Below are 19,812 nucleotides of genomic sequence, written 5' to 3' on the forward strand. Positions count from 1 at the left end.
GCGGGTCACTTCCTCAGCCAGTGACCCGCTCCCCATACCCAGTCGGTGAGCAGCGCCTCGTCCCCCAGGACCTCGATGCCGTCCGCGGCGGCCGGCCTGCGGCGCTGGTACATGAGCAGCAGGAGGTCGGTGAGCGGGCCGCGCACGGCGGTGGTCGCCTTCTCGTGCGCGTGGCTCCAGGTGATCGGTTCCTCGGTGAGGTCGATCAGCCACTCCCCCGTCCCCCCGGGGGCGTCCGTCGCGTGGAAGTGGAGTGTGCGGCCGGGGCCCAGGAGCGCGCGCCGCGCGTCCGCCGACTCGTACGCCTGGGGCAGCGCGCCGAACTCCATCCACTCGTCGAGGCCGTCGATGGCGATGTCCGCGTCGAGGGTGTAGGTGCCGCCGACGGCCGCTGTCGCGTCAAAGCGGTGGACGACGGTTTCGTACGTCATGCGGCGGGCCCAGAAGAGGGGGGTGCCACCCGGGGCCACCGTCCACACCTCGGCCTCCGGACCGGCCTCGCGGAGCGTGTCCGCGAACCGGGCCGCCCCGTCCGTGAGCCAGGCGGAGAGCGCGGGGATGTCGTCGTCCGCCTCGGGCGTGACGAGGTTGACCTGATCGTCGGAGACGGGTCCTGTGGCCCGGGTCCGGACGACGGTCTCGGCCCAGCGGTGCGCGCCGCCGACGTGGCGCAGCAGGTGGGCGAGGGTCCAGCCGGGGCACCCGGGCACCGGCACGGTGGCCTTCGCGCCGACGACGGCAGCGGCCAACTGGGCTGTCTGGTCGATGATTCGGTCGGCATAGCGGTCGTGGACCGCGCTGGGGCTCGGACTCGTCATGCCGTCACGGTAGACCACGGGTCGCGGATGCCGGGCGGAAAAAGACCTGCGCGAGTTGAGGGCCTGTCTTTGCACCCCCGCCTGCGCCCCGCGCGGACGTCGGGGTGCAAAGACAGGCTCTGCGGCTGGGCCGCGCCCCGCCTCGGCCGTCATGCCGACGTCGCCAGGAACTGGGTCGCCGCCAGTTCCCCGTACAGCGGGTCCGCCGCCACCAGTTCGGCGTGCGTGCCCACCGCGCGTACCCTTCCCGCGTCCATCACCACGATCCGGTCGGCCAGTGTCACCGTCGACAGGCGGTGTGCCACCACGAGGACCGTGACCTCTCGGGACACCTCGGCCACCACGTCCCGCAGCGCCAGTTCGTTGACCGCGTCCAGCTGTGAGGTCGCCTCGTCGAGCAGCAGCAGGCGGGGCTTCCTGAGCAGTGCCCGCGCGATCGCCACCCGCTGCCGCTCGCCGCCGGACAGCTTGGAACCGCGGTGCCCCACCACCGTGTCCAGGCCTTCGGGCAGCCGTTCGACCACGGCGTCGAGCCGGGCACGTACCAGCACCTCCCGCACCTCGGCGTCGGTGGCGTCCGGCGCCGCGAAGAGGAGGTTCTCGCGCAGGGTGCCCGCGAGCACGGGGGCATCCTGCTCCACGTATCCGATGGCGGCGCGCAGTTCGGCGAGCGGCCACTCCCGCACGTCGACGCCGTCCACCAGGACCCGGCCGCCCGTCGCCTCGTAGAACCGCTCGATCAGGCCGAACACCGTGGTCTTGCCCGCGCCCGACGGTCCGACGAACGCCGTCATGCCCGGGCCGGGCACGTCGAAGCTCACGCCGTGGTGCACGTACGGGAGGTCGTCGCGGTAGCGGAAGGTCACGTCGTCGAAGGTCACCGAAGTTGGGCCTTGGGTGGACGGGAGGCCTTGCGCGGGCCGTCCCGCATCCGCCGGGCGCTCCCCTGTACGGGACGTGTCGGCATGGTCCGTCCGCTCCGTCTCCAGGCGTTCCGCCTGCACGATGCGGGCGATCGCCGCCGACCCCACCTGGTACTGCGAAGCCGCCTCGACCATGCGCGACACCGGGTCGATCAGGTAGAAGAGGAAGAGCAGGAACGCGACCAGCGTCGAGACGGATATCGCACCGGACGCGACCCGCGCGCCGCCGATCCCGAGCACCGCGAGGAACGACACCTGCACCGCGAACCCGACCGAACTCCACGCGATCGACTGCCACTTCGCCGAGCGCACCCCGTGCCGCCACGCGTCGACCGCCGCCGCCTCCACCGCGGCCGCCTCGCGCTGCTCTGCGCCGGAGGCCTTCAGGGTGCGGAAGGCGCCGAAGGCACGCTCCAGTGCGGTCGAGATCGTGCCGACCGCCTCCTGCGCGTGCTGCGTCGCCCAGGCGATCTTCGGCATGACCAGGGCCACCGCGCCGCCGATCAGCACGATCACGCCCAGCGTCACGCCGAGCAGCACCGGGTCCATGAGGCCCATCATCACGACCGTCGCGAGGAAGGTGAGCCCGCCGGAGGCGGCGGACACCACGGACTGGGTCGTCACCTGCCGCAGCAGTGTCGTGTCCGAGGTGACGCGGGACATCAGATCGCCCGGCTGGGTGCGTTCGACCTCCGCGAGACGCAACCGCAGCAGCCGCCCGATCAGGGTGCGCCGCGCCGCGAGGACCACGGACTCCGCGGTGCGTTCCAGAACGTACGCGCCGACGGACTCGATCGCGGTGCCGAGCACCACCAGCGCGATGAGGAGGAGCAGGACGCCGGCGATGGAGTCGTCGCTGCCGAGCCGGTCCACCAGTGACTTGGCGGCCAATGGCTGCGCGAGCCCGGTCACCGAGCCGATCAGCGTCAGGAAGGCGCCGAGCGCGACGGCTCCGCGGTGCGGCCGGAAGTGCCGGTAGAGGGCGCGCCAGGTCTCCTTCGCGGGAAGCCGCTCGGCCTTCTGTGTGCCCTTGCCGGTGGATTCGGTGCTTGCGGGCGCGGGTCGCGGGGTGGGAGCTGCGTCGGTCACGCCTTGCAGGACGCTGTACGGCGAGATCCACCTGACTGCCGTGCCGTGCGCCGCAGCCCGTCCGCGCCGGCCCGAGCAGACGAAGGGAAGCCGCGCCGCCCGGAGGTGGCGGGGGAAGCGCTCACCGCGGCCCCCGCACCCCTCGCCCCTCCAGCACCGTCTGCCGGCCCGGCGCGGTCTGCGTCGAGGACTCCGTCCGGGGCGGCGTCGCGCGGCGGCGGCCGCCCCGGGTGAAGAAGTCGGCGAGGGGCAGCGTCGCCGCACCCACCGTGACCGCGTCCGGGCCGAGTTGGCCGAGGTCGACCGTGACACGGGCCGCGGGGTGGCGCAGCGCGTAGGCGTCGGCGTGCTCCCGGACGGCGGGCAGCAGGTACGGGCCCAGCTGGAGGCCCGCCCAGCCGCCGATCAGGACGCGTTCGGGGCCGAAGAGGTTGACGAGGCCGGAGATGCCCGCGCCGAGGTACTCGGCGGTCTCGTCGAGCACGGCCGCGGCGACCGGGTCCGGCGCCGTGCCGTCCTGCGGATGGGCGGCCGACAGGAGTGCGCGCACACCGGTCTCCTGGTCGGCGCCGGGCGGAGGCCCGCCGCCCGCTTCCTGCCAGCGCGCCAGGAGCGCCTCGGCTCCCGCGTACGCCTCAAGGCACCCTCGCGCCCCGCAGCGGCAGCGGCGGCCCCGGACGCCGACGGTCAGGTGGCCCCACTCTGCGGGGGCGCCCCGTGCGCCGCCGTGGATGACGCCGCCGGTGACGACGCAGGCGCCGAGGCCCGAGCCGATCAGCACGATCGCCGCGTCGCGCACCCCGCGACCACCGCCGAACCACATCTCCGCCTGCCCGAGCGCCCGGGCGCCGTTGTCGACGAAGTAGGCGGTCCCAGAGGGCAGTTCGACCGTCTCGCACAGCATGCGCTCCAGCGGGACGGCGTCCCAGCCGATGGTCTGGCCGTGCACCACGGTGGCACCCTCGTCGTCGCGGTCGACGATGCCGGGGACGCCGACGCCCACGCCGATCAGGGGGCCGGACAGGGCGCCCGCCTGCGCCGTCACCTCTGCCACGCCCTCGCCGATGTGGCGGACGACGGTCTCCACGTCGTGTCCGGAGTCGGCCAACAGCCGCTCCGCGCAGGCGAGTTCGGCAAGACTCAGGTCGAAGGCCGCCACGCGGACCCGCGTCTCCCCGACGTCCACGCCGATGAGACGGCCGCTCGACGGCGCGACGCGCAACAGGGTGCGCGGGCGTCCGCCGTCGGACTCGACGCTGCCCGCCTCCTCCAGGAGGCCGTCCGCGGTGAGCTCGGCGACGACGTTGCTCACGGAACCGGAGCTGAGGCCGGTCGCGGGTCCGAGCGCCTGGCGGCTCATCGGCCCGCCGAAATACAACCGTTGCAGCACCGAGGCGCGGTTGCCCACGCGCAGGTCACGCGCCGTTCGACTGCTCCGCTCGGCCATGTGGGCTCCTCCCCGCTCGGCAACATACCCGTGCGCGAGCACGTTCGAGCGGTCTCAGGCTCTCAGAGCCTGTCTTTGAACCCCCGTCTGCGCCCCGACGCCCGGCACGCGCCCTCGGCGCACGGAACACCGCTGCGCCCGCGCTTCGCGCGGACGACGGGGGTTCAAAGACAGGCCCTCAGCGCCGCAGACCGGGCAGCATCCGCACCTCCGCTATCCGGAGCAGGCGCGCGAGGGCGAGGTAGCCCACGGTCATCGTCAGCGCACCGGCCGCCAGCGCGAGGGCGGTCGCCGCCGTCCCGTCCTGTGCCACCTTCGCGCCCGCGCGGGCGGCCGCCCAGCCGAGGGCCCCGGCCAGGGTGGAGGCGAGGATCAACTTGCCGTAGGTGCGGGCCAGTCGGCGTCCGTCGAGGTAGCCGCCGAGGCGTCGGCGCAGCAGCCGCGCGGTGAGCAGCAGACCCACCGCGTACGACAGGGTGTAGGCGGCGGCCATGCCGGTGACGGCCCAGCGCGCGGGCAGCAGCAGGTGGCAGGCGCTGGCCAGTCCGATGTTGAGGCCCGCGACGCAGACCGCCATCCAGAACGGGGTACGGGTGTCTTCGTAGGCGTAGAAGCCGCGGAGCAGGAGGTACTGGGCGGAGAACGGGATCAGGCCGAGACCGAAGGCCTGGAGCATGTGGCCGAGGGGCTCGGTGGCGGCCGCGTCGGACGCGCCGTGGGCGAAGAGCAGTTCGGCGGTCTGCGGACCGAAGGCGAGGAAGAAGAACCCCGCGGGCACGATCACGGTGCCGGTGACGCGCAGGGCGCGGGACAGCTCCGCGCGCAGGTCGGCGGTGCGGCCCTCCGCCGCGGCCTTGCTCATCCGGGGCAGCAGCGCGGTCACCAGGGTGACGGTGACGATGGACTGCGGCAGGAGCCAGATCGTCTGTGCGTACGTGTACGCCGTGTAGCCGACGCCTTCCTTCGGCAGGCTACGGTCGGCGGCGTTGGCGTAGTTCGTGACGACGGTCAGCGCGACCTGGTTGGCGAGGACGAGCAGCAGCGTCCAGCGGGCGGCGCGGGCGCTCTTGCCGAGGCCCGTGCCGCGCCAGTCGAAGCGCGGCCGGAAGCGCAGGCCCGCGGCCCGCACGTACGGCAGGAGGGCGAGGGCCTGGAGGGCGATGCCGAGGGTGGTGCCGATGCCGAGGAGCCTGACCTGGGCGGCGGTGATCTCGTGCACGTCGTCGGGCACGGTCATCAGGCCCAGGTAGGCGCCGAAGACCGTGACGAGCACGATGTTGTTCAGGACCGGGGTCCACATCATCGCGCCGAACTTTTCGCGGGCGTTCAGGACCTGTCCGAGGATGCCGAAGAGCCCGTAGAAGAAGATCTGCGGCAGCAGGAACCGAGCGAAGACCACGGTGAGTTCGAATGCCTCGTGGTTGCTCGCGGTGTCGCGCATGTAGAGGGCGACGATCTGCGGGGCCGCCCATACTGCGAGGGCCGTGCCGGCGCCGAGGACGCAGACGACAAGAGTGATGAGGCGCTGCTCGAAGGCCTTCCCGCCGTCGGCGTCGACGGCGCGGGCGCGCACCAGCTGGGGCACCAGGACGGCGTTCAGGGCGCCGCCGATGAGCAGGGTGTAGAGGCTGGTGGGCACGGTGTTCGCGGTGTTGTACGTGCCGGCGAGCAGGCCGGTGCCGAGGGCGGCCCCCTGGAGGGTCTGCCGGATCAGGCCCGTGGCGCGGGAGACCACGGTGCCGAAGGCCATCAGGAGGGAGGAGCGCGCGAGAGTCGCCATGTCAGCAGCGCCTCCTCGTCTTGCCGCCGGGTTCACATTCCATGCATTCGATCTTCGCATGGGCTTGCGACGGCGGGTCGCCGCGACCTCCCTCGCCCGTCAGGCCACGTTGCTTGCCGGAGTGGGCTCGGCCGCCGCGAACAGGCGCAGCAGCCGTGCCACTTCGGCGGCCATCGCGTCCCGCCCCCGGCTCGTGTAGCGCCTCGGGTCGACCACGCCGGGGTCGGCGTCGAGCACGGCTCGCACGGCCGCGGTGAAGACGGTGTTGAGGTGCGTCGCGATGTTGATCTTCCGGATTCCGGCGGTCGCGGCGGCGGCCAGCGTGGCGTCGTCGGCCCCCGACGAACCGTGCAGGACCAGGGGCACCGGTACGGCGGCACGCAGGGCGCCGACGAGGTCCAGGTCGATGCGGGCGGTGCGCTCGGTCATGTGGTGGGAGGTGCCGACGGCGACGGCGAGCGCGTCGACGCCGGTGTCCGCCACGAAACGTGCCGCTTCCCCGGGGTCCGTACGCACACCGGGGGCGTGCGCGCCGTTCTTGCCGCCGATCTCGCCGAGTTCCGCCTCGACGAACACGCCCCGCGTCCGGCAGTGCTGCGCGATCCGCCGCGTCCGGGCGACGTTCTCCTCCCAGGGCAGCTCGGCGCCGTCGTACATCACGGAGGTGAAGCCGAGGTCGACGGCCTCCTCGATCAGGTCGGGGCGCGTGGCGTGGTCCAGGTGGAGGGCGACGGGGACGGCGGCGGACGCGGCGGCGGTGCGGGAGGCCGCCGCGATGGGGGCCAGGGCGCCGTGGTGGGCGACGGCGTTCTCACTGATCTGGAGGATGACGGGCAGTCCGGCGCGCTCGGCTCCGGTCAGGACGGCCTCCGTCTGTTCGATGAGAGCGATGTTGAAGGCGCCGACCGCGGAGGTCGTGGTGCGGAGCATCTCGTACGGGGTGACCAGGGGCATGGCGGTGGGTTCCAGGGGTCGGCGGGGCGTTCGGGCGGGCAGGGGCCCGGCCCGTCGGTGCGGACGACGGGCCGGGGGCCTTTCGGCCGAGGACGGCGGAGACCGGTCTCAGGCGAGGACGACGGAGACCGGTCTCAGGCGAGGACGACGGACCGCGTCAGGTGCGCGGGCCGGTCGGGGTCCCGGCCCGCGTCCTCGGCGAGGCGCACCGCGACCCGCTGCGCGAGGACCAGCTCGGCGAGCGGATCGAGCCGGGGCCGCCGCAGATATGCGCCGGTGGCCTCGACGCGGTCGGCGAGTTCGGCGGGCAGCGGGGAGAAGCTCCATACGGCGCGGCCGGGTCCCGCCACCGCGATGGGCCCGTGCCGGTACTCCTTGACCAGGTACGACTCGGTCCACCGCGCCGCCGCCTCCCGCACCTTGAGCGCGGCCTCGTGGGCGAGCCCAGCGTGCCAGCCCTCGCCGAGGAAGGTGATCTGCTCCGCCCGCAGCAGCACGGGGTCGAGGGGCGCGCCGAGCGCGGTGGCGACGTCGCTGCGGGCCCGCTCGACGGAGTGGCCCAAATGGGCCAGGAGCAGGATGAGTTGGGTGGTGGGGTAGCGGGTCTGGACCACGGACCGCTCATCGGCCCCGTCGAGCACGATCACGTCGTGGGCCGCGCGGGCCGCCGGGGAGTCGGGCACCGCGGTGATCGTGGTGACGCGGGTGGCCGGATCGGCTTCGGCGAGCGCGGTGAGGATCTCGGTGGTGGTGCCTGAGCGGGTCAGGGCGATGATCCGGTCGTAGCGGCGGTTGAGGCGGGCCACCGACGCGGGGTAGGCGTCGGTCGCGCCGTGCCCGCTGTCCTCGCGCAGTTGGGCGTAGGCCTGGGCCATGAACAGCGAGGTTCCGCAGCCGATCACGGCGACGTGCTCGCCCTTCGTGGGCAACGCCTTCTCGTGGTCGAGCGACTGGCTCAGCACGGTCTCCCAGCACTGCGGCTGGCTGGCGATCTCCTGGCTCGTGAGTGACATGAAGCGCTGTGTTCCGTTCCTTGGTGAGGGTGGGATCTTCGGTTCAGCCGACGTAGGTGGTTCCCGGGCCGCCCGCCGGGTCGACCAGCGTGACGCGCAGGGACGGCTGGAGCAGCTCCCCGTGGGCCCGCACCATGTCGTCGCAGAGCCGCCAGATCTGGTCCACGGTGAGGGTGGCGGCGGTGGCCGGGTCGGTCATGGCCGCCTGCCGGACGTGCCGTGGCTCGTCGTCGAGGGCGGCGCGTACCACCAGGTCGTTCATGCTGAGGTAGGTGCGGTTGAGGGCGGCGAGTTGCGGGGGCAGGGCTCCGGCGCGGGTGGGCTGGATGCCTGCCGCGTCGACCAGGCACGGCACCTCGACCACGCCGTGGGCCGGAAGGTTGTCGATCAGGCCTCGGTTGGGGACGTTGCCGTAGACGGTGCGCGGGGTGCCGGTGACCATGCTGTGGATGATCTGCGGCGCGTACTCCATGGTGCCCTCGACGGTGAGCGGTGCCCCCTCGGCCAGAGCGTCGCGGGTCTTGTGGTACTCGGCGACGTTCTCCTCCACGATGCCGAGGTAGGCGCCGACGGGCAGCCGCAGGCGGTCGATCTCGCTGTCGTGGTGGAGGTACCAGGGCACGTACTCGGAGGAGTGCTCGCTGGTCTCGGTCGGGTAGTAGCCGAGCCGCCGGTACATGTCGACGCGGACGCGACGCCGCAACTGCTCGCCCTTGGCGATCAGTTCGTCGAGGCGGGGGTAGAGGTCGCTGCCGCGGTGCTCGAAGCGGAGCACCCAGGCCTGGTGGTTGACGCCGGCGGCCCGGTAGGTGATCTCCTCGTACGGGACGTCGACGAGCTTGGCCAGGTCCTGCATGGTCCAGTACACGGAGTGGCACAGGCCGACGACCCGGGTCAGGCCGGTCGCCTCGGTGAGGTACTGGACGTTCATGGCCATCGGGTTGGTGTAGTTGAGCAGCCATGCGTCGGGGCAGAGCTCGGCGATGTCCTCGCCGAGGCGCTTCAGGAACGGGAAGGTGCGCAGGGCGCGGAAGATGCCGCCGACGCCGAGGGTGTCGCCGATGGTCTGGCGCAGGCCGTAACCGGCCGGGACGTCGAAGTCGGTGCGGGTGGCGTCGCCCATGCCGATCTGCACGATGTTGATGACGAAGTCGGCGCCGGTCAGGGCGGCGCGGCGGTCGGCGTGCGCGGTGATGGAGGCGTCGGCGCCGAGCTCGCGGGCGATGTAGTGGGCCGCGGCCTCGGCGGTGGCGAGCCGTTCGGCGTCGATGTCGTGCAGGGCTATGCGGGCGTGCTTGAGCTCGGGGAAGGCGAACAGGTCGGCGAGCAGGCCCTGGGTGAAGACGACGCTGCCGGCACCGATGAAGGCGATCTTGGGACGATTCATGAGGCGTGTGCTCCGCTGAGGGTGGTGTGGGCGAGGAGTTCGTCCCACGTGGGCTGGGCCCGGGTGCCGCCGTGGGCCCGGGTGGAGAGGGCTCCGCACACAGCCGCGAACCGCAGGGCCTGGTGCGGAGGGTGGCCGTGGAGCGTGGCGGCGACGAAGCCGGCGTCGAAGCTGTCTCCGGCGCCGACCGTGTCCCGGGGGGTCAGGGTGAGGCCGGGCGCGGTGGTCAGGCGCTGCCCGTCGTGGCACAGGGCGCCGTCGGCACCGTTCTTGACGGCGACCAGTGGGACGCGGGTGGCGAGGAGCCGGGCGGCCAGCTCAGGGGTGCGGGCTTTGGGACCGGCAAGGCTCCGGGCCTCCTGGGCGTTGGGCAGCAGGAGGCCGGTCTCGGCGAGGACGGCGTCGAGTGCGGTCCGGTCCCAGGCGCCGGACGGGTCGTCCTGGGTGTCGAGGGAGGTGGTGGCGCCGTGGGCGCGGGCGGTGCCGAAGAGGCCGGGCAGGTCTTCGGCGAGGCGCGGCTGGAGGAAGTAGGAGGCGGCGTGGACGTGTCTGCTGCGGGTGAGCAGGTCCTCGGGCACGTCCTTGCCGGAGACGGCGGTGAGGGTGCCGGGTGAGGTGAGGATGGCGCGGTCGTCGCCGCGGGTGAGGACGACGGTCAGGGGTGTGGGCAGGGCGGGGTCGAGGGTGAGGGCGCGGGTGTCGACGCCCCGGGCGGTCAGCTCGTCGCGGACGTAGCGGCCCGCATCGTCGTCACCGACGCGGCCGGCGAACGCCACGCTCAGGCCGAGCCGGGCGGCACCGCAGGCCATGATCGCGGCGGAGCCCCCGAGGGTGAGTGCGCCGGAGCCGACGAGCTGCTCGCGCTGGCCGAACGCGAGCGGGTCGGTGAGCGGGCCGAGTATCACGTCGGGATTGGCGTCCCCGATGACGAGGAGGTCGTACGCGGGCGGCATCGCGGTCCTTCGGATTCGTACGGATGGTGGGTGGGGTGGGCGGGGTCAGCCCTTGAGGCCGCTGGAGGTGACCGACCTGATGAACGCCTTCTGGGCGAACAGGAAGGCGAGGAGCACCGGAAGGACCGTGATCACGTTGCCCGCCATCACCGCGGACCAGCGGGTGTGGTGCTGTCCCTGGAACGTGGTCAGGCCCAGCTGGAGCGTGTACTGGGTGTCGTGGTTGATGGCGATGAGCGGCCAGGTCAGGTCGTTCCAGGTGGTCAGGAAGGTCAGTACGGCGACGGTCGCAAGGGCGGGGCGGGCGAGCGGCATGACGATCGACCAGAGGACCCGCAGCCGTGAACAGCCGTCGATCCAGGCGGCCTCCTCCAGCTCCCTGGGCAGCGACAGGAAGAACTGCCTCAACAGGAACACCGCGAACGGCGTGACGAGTGAGGGCACGATGAGCGCGCCGAGGGTGTCGATGAGCCCGAGCTTCTTCATCACCAGGAAGGTGGGGATCATCGTCAGCTGGAACGGGACCGCCATCGTCGCCAGCATCAGCACGAGCAGCAGCCGCGATCCGGCGAACCGCATCCGGGCGAACGCGTATCCGCCGAGCGCGCCGAAGACGAGGTTCGAGGTCACCGCGACCGCGGAGACGATGACGGAGTTCAGCAGCCATCGCGGGAACATGCCGTTGCCGAGGACGTAGCGGTAGCCACCCAGGTCGATCTTCGAGGGCCACAGCGCCGGCGGGAAGCGGTTGATCTCCGCGTTGGACATCACCGAGCTGAGCAGCAGCCACACCAGTGGTATCGCGAACAGCGCGGCCAGCGGCGTGAGGAGAAGGTGCCAGGCGCTGAACGGCAGGTGCGGGCGGCGGCGCCGGGCGGGCACCGCGGCCGGGCGGGCGGTGAGAGGGGAGGGCTCGGTCGTGGTGGCTGTCATGAGGCGGCTGCTTTCGTACGAGGGGTGCGCTCGCGGCCGCGCACCGCGCGCAGCACGACGGATATGACGAGCAGCGCCACCGCGAGCACGTAGGCGGCCGCGGCTCCGTACCCGGCGGTGAACTCCTTGAAGGCCTGCTCCCAGATGAAGTAGACGATCACGGTGGTGGAGCCCAGGGGGCCGCCCTTGGTGGTGACGTAGACCAGGTCGAAGACCTGGAGGGCCTGGATGGTCTGCCACAGCAGCAGGAACACGCTCACCGGCGCGAGGGCGGGCAGCGTCACGTGCCGCAGGAGTTGGAAGGGGCCCGCGCCGTCCAGGCGGGCCGCCTCGACCAGGGACTGCTGTACGTCCTGGAGCGCGGCCAGGTAGATGACGGTGCACAGTCCCGTACCGCTCCACAGGGTGATGGCGACCAGGACGAGGAGCGCCTGCGAGGGGTCGGTGAGGAAGCCCTGGGGTGAGATGCCCAGGTGGTGCAGGACGGAGTTGGCGGCCCCGAACTCGGGGTCGAGGATGAAGGAGAACAGCACGCCCTGCGCCGTGGCGGAGATGACGAAGGGCACGAAGAACAGCGTCCGGTAGAGGCCGACGAAGCGGATGCGCTGGTTCAGGACGAGGGCGAGGGCGAGCCCCAGGGCGATGCTCAGCGGTACGTAGAGGACGGTGTAGACGACGGTGTTCTTCACCGCCTGGTGGAAGTTGGGGTCCTGCCGCAGGGCGCGGTAGTTGTCGAGGCCCACCCAGCGGCTGGGTGTGACGAGGTCGTTGGCCTGGAAGGACAGCAGCAGCGACCAGACGACGGGCAGGACGCTCAGGCCGAGGATGACGAGCACCGCGGGAGAGATGAACGCCCAGGCGGTGGCGGCCTCGCCGCGGCGCCGACGGCGCAGGGCGCGCGAGCCGGAGCGGTCCCGGGGCATGGTCAGCGGGGTGGGAAGTCGGGGCATGTCAGGTCCTCAACGCGGAATGAGCAGGGCGGCGTTGGACTCCTCGGCGCAGGAGCGCACCGCGTCGGCGGGGCTCGTGCGGCCGAGCAGCACCGAGACGACGGCCCGGCCCACGGAACGGGAGATCCGCGGGTAGGCCGGGTGCACGGGGCGTACGCGGGCGGAGGCGACCGCGTCGGTGAAGACGGAGAGGCCCGGGGTGCGCTCGGCGTGCCCGCGCCAGGCCGGGCGGTCCTCGCTGCGCCGGCTCAGCGGGAGGCTGCCCGCCTCGACGTCCCACCGGCTGTCCTGGGAGGGCTGGATCAGCCAGGTCACGAAGGTGCGGGCGGCCTTGGCGCGCGCTTCACCGTTGTCGAAGAGGGTCCAGGTGTCGGGTCCCGAGATGGTGAGGGGGCGGCGGCTGAAGCTGGGCAGCGGGACGACGTGGTAGTCCATCTCGGCCTGCGTGATGTCCGGCAGCTGCCACGGCGCGGTCGCCACCATGCCCATCCGCCCGGACAGGAAGACCTGGTACATCTGCTCGCTACCCGGTTTGGGGTCGATGTAGACGCTTCTGTCGCGGGCCAGCTCCTGGACGACCTCCAGGGCGCGTACGCCTTCCTTCGCGAAGCCGATGCTGCGCCCGTCGTCGCCGATGATGTCACCGCCGAGGTCCCATACCAGCGGCCACAGCCGCCATACGGTGTCCTCGTCGCCGGTGCCGGGCCAGCCGGTGCCGAACCGGCCCTTGCCCGCGTCGGTGAGACGGCGCGCGGTGTCGGTGAACTCCTGCCAGGTCCAGCCCGCCTTTGGCAGGTCGAGTCCGGCCTCGGCGAACAGCTTCTTGTTGCAGACCACGGCCAGGCAGTCCAGGAGCGCGGGCAGGGCACGCACCCGGCCGTTGATCGTGACGGCTTCGCGGGCCGGCGCCCAGTAGTTCCGCCATGGTGTCGCGGCGTCGCGGACGTGGTCGGTCAGGTCGACGACCTGCGGGCTGCGGGCCACGCTCGCCAGGTCGGAGCCGAAGACGTAGGCGATGTCGGGGTAGGACCCGGATGCGAGCGCCGCGGTGACCTTCTGGAGCATGGCGTCGGCGAGGACTCCGCCGCCCAGGTCGACACGGATGCCGGGATGCGTGCGCTCGAACTCGGCGACGAGGCCCTTGACGACCTTCGCGGCGATGTCCGTCTGCCCGTGCCACATCTGGATGGTGACGCGCCCGTCGGAGCCGACGCCGTCGGCGGCTCCGGTGGCGCAGCCGGACAGCGCGCCACCGGCCGCCACGAGCGCCCCGGCGCCGCCGGCGCGCAGCACGGTGCGCCGCGACGGCGCACCTGGCGCGCCGGGTACTGCAGTCATCACTACCTCCAGGAGGATCGGGCGCGCCCCGCCGAGGGGAAGAAGCGTGCTCGTGTGAGGGGGCCCGTGCGGTGAAGAGGGGGTGGCCGGGTTCCGGTCGCCGGGAACCCGGCCGTACGTCAGCAGGTCCGGCGGAGGTACGCGCTGTTGCCCTTGGGCGAGACACCGACGTCACGGCGGACGACGCTCAGCCGGTCGCCCCAGCCCGCGCAGGCCTTGCGCAGTCCGGCGGCCGAGTACTCGATGACCAGGACGTGATCGCCGTACGCGGCGGCGTACTTGTCGCACTCGTCCCACTCGCCGCACTCCTCGGCGACGGCGAAGTCGAGCCCGGTCTCCTTGTGCGCGGCGGCGAGGTCCGGGGTGTTCTTCTGCGCGATGGCCAGGCCCTTGGCGTGGGCGCGCGCGGAGAGCAGCGAGACGAAGGCCTTGGCGTGGCTCGCCTTCAGGTAGGCGGGGAAGCGGGTGTACGTGTCGTAGTTGTCCGGCTCGACGGCCTGGAACCCGTTGGTCGCGCAGCCGTCGATCCATTTGTCGACCTTGGCGGCGATCCGCTTGCGCTTGTCGGCGGTGCGGATGTCGAGGACGGCCTCGCCCCAGGTGCCGTCGTACACGACGTCGCCGTTCCTGTCGCGCAGCAGGAGGTCCGGGGCCCACTGGCTCTCGGCCCCGGGCTGGGCCTGGAAGGCGTTGACGTAGCAGAGGTTGTACAGGCCGGGCGCGGGGGCGGCCCCGTGGTCGCGGCTGACGATTCCGACGCCGGCGGGCGGGGTGTAGGCGCCGCCGATCTGGTAGTCGAAGCCGGCATGGGCCGGCGGCGGCGCGGGGGCGGCGGCAGCGGCCGACGCCGTGGAGGGCGCGAGCAGGCCGACCGCGGCGGTGGCCGCACAGGCCGCGGCCACCGCCGTACACCTGCGCACAACACGATTGAGGCTCATCGGTGAGCTCCAGCTGTGGGAGGGCACGTCCCCGCCTCGGACCGGGAGCGGTCCTGGCGACTCAGTCCGGGCTCATGGCAAAAGCCACATACCGGCTGGGCGTACCTCTGCGCCGAGTGCTCGGCATCGGCGTTGCCAGGGAGTAAATCGAGCGTGTTCAGCCATGTCAAGGGATCGGTATTGACAGAAATCTCGTCAACTCAAGCAGAAGCGCGCATAGATGCTGGAAATCGGTGAGTGGATCTGCTCGCCCGGACTATGCTCAGCCCGTGCTGAGAAGCGACCGCCATGTGCGGATACTCGACCACGTCGCCACGCGGGGCAGCGCCGATGTGACGCAGCTGTCCCGGCTCCTCGGGGTCTCCCAGGCCACCGTGCGACGCGACTTGCAGCACCTGAGCGAGCAGCGGCTGCTCGAACGCACCCACGGAGGGGCGGTGGCCGGCGGGCTGAGCATCGAGCTGCCGCTGCAACACCGCGCGGACCAGCGCTCCCCGCAGAAGCAGGCCATCGCCCAGGCCGCCGCCGACCTCGTCCCCGACGGCGCGGTGGTGGGCCTGACGGGCGGCTCCACCACCACGGAAGTGGCCCGGCTGCTCGCCGACCGGGGCCGCGTCACCATCGTCACCAACGCCGTCAACATCGCCGCCGCCCTGGTGCTGCGCCCGGCCGTCACCCTGATCGTGGTCGGTGGCACCGCGCGTAGCCAGAGCTACGAACTGATCGGCCCCATCGCCGAGAAGACCCTCGCCGACCACCACACGGACATCGCGTTCCTCGGCGTCGACGGCATCAGCGCCGCGCACGGCTGCACGACCCACGACCAACTGGAGGCGGCCACCGACCGCGCCTTCGCCTTCCACAGCAGCCGCTCCGTCGTCGTCGCCGATCACTCCAAGATCGGCAGGACCACGTTCGCGAAGATCTGCCCGGCGGCCGACGTGCACACCCTCATCACCGACGGGGACGCACCGGAGGCCGAGCTGTCGGCGATCGGGGCGGTCGGCGTGCGGGTCACGGTCGTCTGAGAGCCTGCCGGGCCTGCCGCTGAACCCGCGCAACGCGCGGAACGCTCCGCCTCAGCGCGTGATCGCGCCCAGCAGCGCCTTCGCGCACAGGTCGCGTACCTGCCCGCGCGTCAGGTCCGGTGCCTCGAGCCACTCCAGGCAGACGGCCACCATGAACGCGAGCCAGCCCCGCACGGCCAGGCGCAGCGCCGGCAGGTCCTGGGTGATGTCCGCGGCGTCCGGGTCCGCGGCGAGAGCGGCGAGGATCTGCCGCTCCTGGGCGGCGAGGCCGTTGCGGTAGACCTCGCGGACCAGCGGGTCACCCGCCGCCTCGGCCCGGTGGAAGGCGCGGAATCCCTGGGCGTGGCTCTCCACGTAGCCGAGGAACGCGTCGAGGCCGGTGGTGATCTGCTCCCGGACCGGCAGTCCCGGTTCGGCCGCCGTCAGGCGCAGCATGCGCTCGCTCTCACGGTGCACGACGGCGGCGAAGAAGTCCCGTTTGGTCGGGAAGTAGTGGTATAGGAGGCCGCGCGAGACACCGGCGATCTCGGCGACCCGCTCGATCCACACATCGTCGTAGGGCTTCTGCGCGAAGAGCCGCGCCCCGACCGAAAGCAGCTGCTCACGCCGCTCCTCGGTGCTCAGTCTGCGGCGCGTGCGCTCCTGCGGATTCGCGGCCATGCAGGCACCTTACTTGACGCGAATTCAATAGCGGTACCAGACTGGGATCTCCTGTTGAATCCACGTACAACAGGCCCAACGGGCCCGTCGGACAAGGGAGATGGGCACATGGCGCAGACGACGCGGTCCGCGGCGGCGAACGGTCCTGACGGGCAGGCCGCGCCCACCCCTCCCCCGAAGGGGTTCCGCAGCGCCGAGCTCGGCTGGCCCGAGCTGCACCGGATACCGCATCCGCCGCGTCGGCTGCCGCTGCTCGGCGACATCCTGGGCGCCGACGTCCGCACCCCGCTCCAGGATTCGATGAAGCTGGCCCGCAGGCTGGGCCCCATCTTCCGGCGCAAGGCGTTCGGCAAGGAGTTCGTCTTCGTGTGGGGCGCGGAACTCGCCGCGGACATGGCCGACGAGTCGCGGTTCGCCAAGCACGTGGGCCTCGGGGTCGCCAATCTCCGCCCGGTGGCGGGCGACGGGCTCTTCACGGCGTACAACCACGAGCCCAACTGGCAGCTGGCCCACGACATCCTCGCGCCCGGCTTCAGCCGTGAGGCGATGGCGGGCTACCACCCGCTGATGCTGGACGTGGCGCGGCAGCTGACGGCGCGCTGGGACGAGCGGGAGTCGGCGGGGCGGGCCGTGGACGTGCCGGGCGACATGACGAAGCTGACGCTGGAGACGATCGCCCGCACCGGTTTCGGGCACGACTTCGGCTCCTTCGAACGCTCCGCGCCGCACCCCTTCGTGTCGGCGATGGTCGGCACCCTCTCCTACGCGCAGCGGCGCAACGTGGTCCCGCCCCTGCTGTCCCCGCTGCTGCTGCGCGGCGCCGACCGGCGCAACGACGCCGACATGGCGTACCTCAACCGCACCGTCGACGCGGTGGTCGCCGCCCGCCGTGCCGCGCCCGGGCGGGGCGGCCAGGGCGATCTGCTCGACCGCATGCTGGAGGTCGCCCACCCCGACACCGGGGAGCGGCTCACCGCGGAGAACATCCGCCGCCAGGTCATCACGTTCCTGGTCGCCGGGCACGAGACGACGTCCGGTGCCCTGTCGTTCGCGCTGCACTACCTCTCCCGCAACCGGGAAGTGCTCTCCCGCGCGCGGGCAGAGGTCGACGAGGTCTGGGGCGCCGAGGACGAACCCGCGTACGAGCAGGTCGCCAAGTTGCGCTATCTGCGGCGGGTCCTCGACGAGTCGCTGCGACTGTGGCCGACCGCTCCGGGGTTCGCCCGCGAGGCCCGCGAGGACACCGTCCTCGGGGGCGTCCATCCGATGCGCCGCGGCGCGTGGGCGCTGGTCCTGGCGACGATGCTGCACCGCGATCCGGCGGCGTGGGGCGAGCGCCCCGAGGAGTTCGACCCCGACCGGTTCGCCCCTTCGGCCGTACGCGCCAGGCCCGCCCATGTCTTCAAGCCGTTCGGTACCGGCGCCCGGGCCTGCATCGGACGTCAGTTCGCGCTGCACGAGGCGACCTTGGTGCTCGGCCTGCTGCTGCGCCGCTACGACCTGCACGCCGATCCGGGCTACCGGCTGCGCGTCGCCGAGCGTCTCACCCTGATGCCGGACGGCCTCACGCTGCGGCTGACCCGCCGCGCCCCGGCCGCGTAGGGCGCCGTTGTCAGACCCGTGCGCGAGAGTGGAGGTGGCATCTCACGATGCCGTACGTCACCCAGCGCAGAGGAGTCGCTCGACATGACCGGCACGACGTCCGAGGAACTGCTCGCCGCCCAGGCCTGCTTGCGCCTGCTGCACACGGCGCGCGCCGCACTCTCCGACTCCGCGTCGGTCTCTCCCGTGGCCGCGGCGACGCTGCTTGCGGGTCCGATCGCGGAAGCCGACGAAGCGCTGCGCCGCGCGGGCCTCGCGGGCAACGAAGCGGCCCTGATCGACCGGATCTACGACCTCGCACCGCCCCCGCCCTCGCGCGCCACAGCCGGGGGCACCCATGCCGAGCGGGTGCCGATGACTCGCTCGTGCGCCCGAGAAGGGAGCCAGTCATGAGCGAGGACCAGGGCAACGCCTCGTACGGCCACAAGGAGTTCAAGCGGTCCAAGAGCCACTTCGCGGACCGCATCACCGCGGACGGCCGGGACGGCTGGCCCGTCGAGGAGGGGCGCTACCGGCTGGTGGTGAGCCGGGCCTGCCCCTGGGCGGGCCGGGCGCTCGTCGCGCGGCGGCTGCTCGGTCTGGAGGGCGCCCTCTCACTGGGCGTCACCGACCCCATCCAGGACGACCGGAGCTGGCGGTTCACGCTGGATCCGGACGACCGCGACCCGGTCCTCGGCATCCGCTTCCTGAGCGAGGCGTACGAGGCGCGTGAGAGCGGCTACCCCGGCGGGGTCAGCGTGCCCGCGATCGTGGACGTGCCCAGCGGCAAACTGGTCACGAACGACTTCCAGCAGATCACGCTCGACCTCGCCACGGAGTGGACGGCCCTGCACCGCGAGGGCGCGCCCGATCTGTACCCCGAGCCGCTGCGCGACGAGATCGACACCGTCATGGAGGGCATCTTCCGCGACGTCAACAACGGCGTGTACCGGGCGGGCTTCGCCCCGGACCAGTCGACGTACGAAGCGGCGTACCGCGATGTGTTCCGCCGTCTGGAGCTCACCTCCGAGCGCTTGGCGACCCGTCGCTATCTGGTCGGGGACACCCTCACCGAAGCGGACATCCGCCTGTTCAGCACACTGGTGCGGTTCGACGCCGTCTACCACGCCCACTTCAAGTGCAACCGCCACAAGCTGGCGGAGGACCCGGTGCTGTGGGCGTACGCCCGGGATCTCTTCCAGACCCCGGGTTTCGGCGACACCATCGACTTCGACCACATCAAGCGGCACTACTACCAGGTGCACACGGGCATCAACCCGACCGCCGTCGTGCCCCTGGGCCCGGACCTCTCCGGGTGGCTGACACCGCACCACCGGGAGGAGCTGGGCGGGCGGCCGTTCGGCGACGGCACGCCGCCGGGGCCTGTTCCTGCCGGGGAGGAGGTGGGCGCGAGCGGGCGGCCCTGATGTCCGCGCCCTGACTGTCCTGCCCTGAGTTCCCCGCCCTGACTTCCATCCGGCTCGTCCCGGCGAGGCCCGGCCCGCCGGGTCAGCCGGCCGCGCCTCCCGGGTCCGCGAGTGGTTCCTCGGCCCGGCCCTGAGCTCGGTCCCCGACCGCCCGCCAGGTGAACTGGTCGCCGCCCACCCAGCGCACCGCGTCCGGGTCGTCCAGGTCGTGCACGGTGATGCCCGCCATGGCGGCCGCGTCCAGGACGTCGGTGACGGTCTTCGCCTTGCCGACGACCTCTCCGTCGATCTCCACGATGCGGAACGGCGGGTGCCCGGGCTGGACGCCGAGGACCGTGATCCGGGGGTTTGCCATGTACAGATACGCTTCGGTCATGCCCGGAACTCTTCCACGGTGACCTGCGGGACCACCTCGCCAGTCGGCCGCTCGGGCTACACCTGTGCCCCGCAGGGGCAGAGCCTGTCCTTGCCGGGGTCGATAGCCGCCTCAACCTCAGCTTTAGGGTGAGGGTTGGGCTGAGGCTCAGGTGGACCTTCACGGCTCGCCCGGGCCTGCGCCATTGAGCCGCTCCCCTTCTGCCGCGCATCGAACA

Annotated in this window: 18 protein-coding genes; 4 read left to right on the plus strand and 14 right to left on the minus strand. The window is 72.2% G+C overall.

Annotation, left to right across the window (positions count from 1 at the left end; all coding sequences use genetic code 11):
- Positions 1–5: 5 nt before the first annotated feature.
- The 12 genes from AC07DI_RS07700 to AC07DI_RS07755 form a co-directional block, all read right to left on the minus strand.
- Positions 6–818, minus strand: coding sequence for a maleylpyruvate isomerase family mycothiol-dependent enzyme (locus AC07DI_RS07700; protein WP_478902900.1), 813 nt, complete (start codon positions 816–818; stop codon positions 6–8).
- 149 nt (positions 819–967) lie between these two features.
- Positions 968–2,830: an ABC transporter ATP-binding protein gene (locus tag AC07DI_RS07705; protein WP_478902901.1), complete on the minus strand. Its 1,863-nt coding sequence runs from the start codon at positions 2,828–2,830 to the stop codon at positions 968–970.
- 121 nt (positions 2,831–2,951) lie between these two features.
- Entirely contained in the window at positions 2,952–4,277 is a 1,326-nt protein-coding gene (locus tag AC07DI_RS07710; RefSeq protein ID WP_478902903.1) for an ROK family transcriptional regulator, read from the minus strand.
- Between the two features lie 178 nt (positions 4,278–4,455).
- Positions 4,456–6,057, minus strand: a complete 1,602-nt coding sequence (gene murJ, locus AC07DI_RS07715; protein ID WP_478902905.1) for a murein biosynthesis integral membrane protein MurJ — start codon at positions 6,055–6,057, stop codon at positions 4,456–4,458.
- Positions 6,058–6,156: 99 nt separating this feature from the next.
- The gene (locus AC07DI_RS07720) at positions 6,157–7,011 is read right to left on the minus strand and encodes a class II fructose-bisphosphate aldolase (protein ID WP_478902907.1); all 855 of its coding nucleotides are present in this window, start codon (positions 7,009–7,011) and stop codon (positions 6,157–6,159) included.
- Between the two features lie 134 nt (positions 7,012–7,145).
- Positions 7,146–8,024, minus strand: coding sequence for an SIS domain-containing protein (locus tag AC07DI_RS07725; protein ID WP_478902909.1), 879 nt, complete (start codon positions 8,022–8,024; stop codon positions 7,146–7,148).
- A 43-nt stretch (positions 8,025–8,067) separates the two neighbouring features.
- Positions 8,068–9,411: an alpha-galactosidase gene (melA, locus tag AC07DI_RS07730; RefSeq protein WP_478902910.1), complete on the minus strand. Its 1,344-nt coding sequence runs from the start codon at positions 9,409–9,411 to the stop codon at positions 8,068–8,070.
- Positions 9,408–10,364, minus strand: a complete 957-nt coding sequence (locus AC07DI_RS07735) for a carbohydrate kinase family protein (RefSeq protein ID WP_478902912.1) — start codon at positions 10,362–10,364, stop codon at positions 9,408–9,410. The genes melA and AC07DI_RS07735 overlap by 4 nt, the downstream gene beginning before the upstream one ends.
- Positions 10,365–10,409: 45 nt before the next feature.
- On the minus strand, positions 10,410–11,297 hold the full coding sequence (locus AC07DI_RS07740) for a carbohydrate ABC transporter permease (RefSeq protein ID WP_478902914.1): 888 nt from the start codon (positions 11,295–11,297) through the stop codon (positions 10,410–10,412).
- Complete coding sequence (locus AC07DI_RS07745; RefSeq protein ID WP_478902915.1) at positions 11,294–12,247, minus strand: carbohydrate ABC transporter permease; 954 nt, start codon at positions 12,245–12,247, stop codon at positions 11,294–11,296. The genes AC07DI_RS07740 and AC07DI_RS07745 overlap by 4 nt, the downstream gene beginning before the upstream one ends.
- Positions 12,248–12,256: 9 nt before the next feature.
- Complete coding sequence (locus AC07DI_RS07750; protein WP_478902916.1) at positions 12,257–13,585, minus strand: ABC transporter substrate-binding protein; 1,329 nt, start codon at positions 13,583–13,585, stop codon at positions 12,257–12,259.
- A 119-nt stretch (positions 13,586–13,704) separates the two neighbouring features.
- The gene (locus tag AC07DI_RS07755; RefSeq protein WP_478902918.1) at positions 13,705–14,523 is read right to left on the minus strand and encodes an endo alpha-1,4 polygalactosaminidase; all 819 of its coding nucleotides are present in this window, start codon (positions 14,521–14,523) and stop codon (positions 13,705–13,707) included.
- Positions 14,524–14,792: 269 nt separating this feature from the next.
- Between AC07DI_RS07755 and AC07DI_RS07760 the strand changes: the two genes are divergently transcribed.
- Positions 14,793–15,551 carry a DeoR/GlpR family DNA-binding transcription regulator gene (locus AC07DI_RS07760; protein ID WP_384259781.1) on the plus strand — a complete coding sequence of 253 codons (759 nt, stop codon included), beginning with the start codon at positions 14,793–14,795 and terminating at the stop codon, positions 15,549–15,551.
- A 51-nt stretch (positions 15,552–15,602) separates the two neighbouring features.
- Here the strand turns inward: AC07DI_RS07760 and AC07DI_RS07765 are convergent, their stop codons facing one another.
- A complete protein-coding gene (locus AC07DI_RS07765; RefSeq protein WP_478902920.1) occupies positions 15,603–16,211 on the minus strand; it encodes a TetR/AcrR family transcriptional regulator in 609 nt (202 codons plus the stop codon).
- 108 nt (positions 16,212–16,319) lie between these two features.
- On the opposite strand from AC07DI_RS07765, the gene AC07DI_RS07770 reads away from it, so the two are divergent.
- The 3 genes from AC07DI_RS07770 to AC07DI_RS07780 all read left to right on the plus strand — a co-directional run bounded on the left by AC07DI_RS07770 (position 16,320) and on the right by AC07DI_RS07780 (position 19,219).
- Positions 16,320–17,813, plus strand: a complete 1,494-nt coding sequence (locus AC07DI_RS07770) for a cytochrome P450 (protein ID WP_384259776.1) — start codon at positions 16,320–16,322, stop codon at positions 17,811–17,813.
- An 84-nt stretch (positions 17,814–17,897) separates the two neighbouring features.
- Positions 17,898–18,206, plus strand: coding sequence for a hypothetical protein (locus AC07DI_RS07775; RefSeq protein WP_478902922.1), 309 nt, complete (start codon positions 17,898–17,900; stop codon positions 18,204–18,206).
- A complete protein-coding gene (locus AC07DI_RS07780) occupies positions 18,203–19,219 on the plus strand; it encodes a glutathione S-transferase family protein (protein ID WP_478902924.1) in 1,017 nt (338 codons plus the stop codon). The genes AC07DI_RS07775 and AC07DI_RS07780 overlap by 4 nt, the downstream gene beginning before the upstream one ends.
- A gap of 82 nt (positions 19,220–19,301) precedes the next feature.
- Here AC07DI_RS07780 and AC07DI_RS07785 read toward each other — a convergent pair whose 3' ends face one another.
- Complete coding sequence (locus AC07DI_RS07785; RefSeq protein WP_478902926.1) at positions 19,302–19,595, minus strand: hypothetical protein; 294 nt, start codon at positions 19,593–19,595, stop codon at positions 19,302–19,304.
- Positions 19,596–19,812 lie beyond the last annotated feature (217 nt).

This window comes from Streptomyces sp. NPDC044106 (assembly GCF_056433985.1).